This is a genomic window from Streptomyces sp. NPDC048389 (assembly GCF_040706335.1).
In the GTDB taxonomy this organism is placed as follows: domain Bacteria; phylum Actinomycetota; class Actinomycetes; order Streptomycetales; family Streptomycetaceae; genus Streptomyces.
Map to the genome: position 1 here is coordinate 1 of NZ_JBEZKP010000123.1, position 1,535 is coordinate 1,535.

Sequence of the window (1,535 nt, forward strand, 5' to 3'; positions counted from 1 at the left end):
CAACACCGTTGCGTTTGAGTTTTGAGTCGCAGGTCAAGCCCTGGTGAATGACGCAACGGGACGTCCTGATAGATCAACTTGTGTCGAGCAAGAAGATCATCGGGAGTCCCGTTGCAGGAGAAGTCTGTCATCACGCGCACGGTCGAGGCGGCCGGGGGTGTGTACGCGCCCGGCCACCTGGGCGAGTTGACCCAGATCGTGGACTTCGCGCTGGTGGACACGGTGATCGAGGAGACCGGAGCACGGGAGAAGCGGCTGCGCCTGCTGCCGTCCCGGGTCGTGGTCTACTTCGTCCTCGCGCTGGCCCTGTTCGAGAACTGCTCCTACCGGGGCGTGTGGGGCAAGCTGACGGCGGGACTGGAGGGACTGCCGCTGGTGCGTCCGGCGGTCTCCTCGCTGTCCCGGGCCCGACGGCGCATAGGAGCGGCACCGCTGCGGCGGCTGTTCGAGATCCTCGCCGGACCCGTCGCCCACCTCGGGCAGGCGGGTTCGTTCTATCGAGGGCTTCGGACCGTCGCCGTGGACGGCACCTTGCTGCACGTGCCCGACGAAAAGGCGCTCACCTGGCGCTACCCCAAGCGGATGGGCGAGAGCGTGGAGTTCGGCTACCCGCTGCTGCGACTCGTGGTCCTGGTCGAGTGCGGCACCCGTGCCGTCCTGGCTGGCGCCTTCGGCCCTGAGAGTGACGGCGAACTCACCTACGCGGGGCGTCTGTTGAGTGTGCTGGACCGCACGATGCTCCTGCTGGCCGATGCAGGCTTCGACAAAGCCGAGTTCGCCCGGGATGTTCACGCCACCGGCGCCCAGTTCCTGGTGCGCTCCTCCGCCCGCCGCATACCCACCCCGTTCCGGCACCTGGACGACGGCTCCTACCTGGCCCGGATCGGCTACGGCGTCCTGCCCGTCCTGCTCACCGTCCGCGTCATCGAGGCGTCCATCACGGTGACCCTGGCCGACGGCACCGTCCGCACCGAGCAGTGGCGCCTGCTCACCAGCCTCCTCGACCCGGCCGCCCACCCAGCCGCCGGGCTCGTGGACCTCTACCACGAGCGGTGGCAGTCGGAGACGACGTACTTCTCGATCAAGGCGACCATGCTGGACGGCCGTGTCCTGCGCTCACGCAGCCTGACCGGCCTCGACCAGGAGGTCTACGCCCTGCTCACCACCTACCAGGCCCTGATCCGTGCCGCTTCCGACACCGCCTGCACCCGACCCGGCCTGGACATGGACCGCATCAGCTTCACCGTCCTGCAAACCACCGCCGGCGACACCGTGACCACCGCGACCGCGATCCTGACCCCGACGGGACCCGCCGACCTCGTCGGCACCATCGGCCGGGCCGTCCTCGACGCCCTGCACCCCGCCCACCGCCGTCAACGCGTCAAGGCCCGCACCCGCAAGAACCCCACCAGCAAGTACGGACCGAACGCCGGACAACACCCCACGACCAGCCAGAACTACACCCTCCACACCACCGTCACGTTCTTCGAACACGGACTTGCGAACCGCTCAAGGACGTAAACGCAACGGTGTTG

1 protein-coding gene is annotated in these 1,535 nt (G+C 68.1%); it reads left to right on the forward strand.

Annotated elements, in window-relative coordinates; translation table 11 throughout:
* The first annotated feature begins 111 nt into the window (after positions 1-111).
* Positions 112-1,521 carry an IS4 family transposase gene (locus AB0903_RS34300; protein ID WP_366708738.1) on the forward strand — a complete coding sequence of 470 codons (1,410 nt, stop codon included), beginning with the start codon at positions 112-114 and terminating at the stop codon, positions 1,519-1,521.
* Positions 1,522-1,535 lie beyond the last annotated feature (14 nt).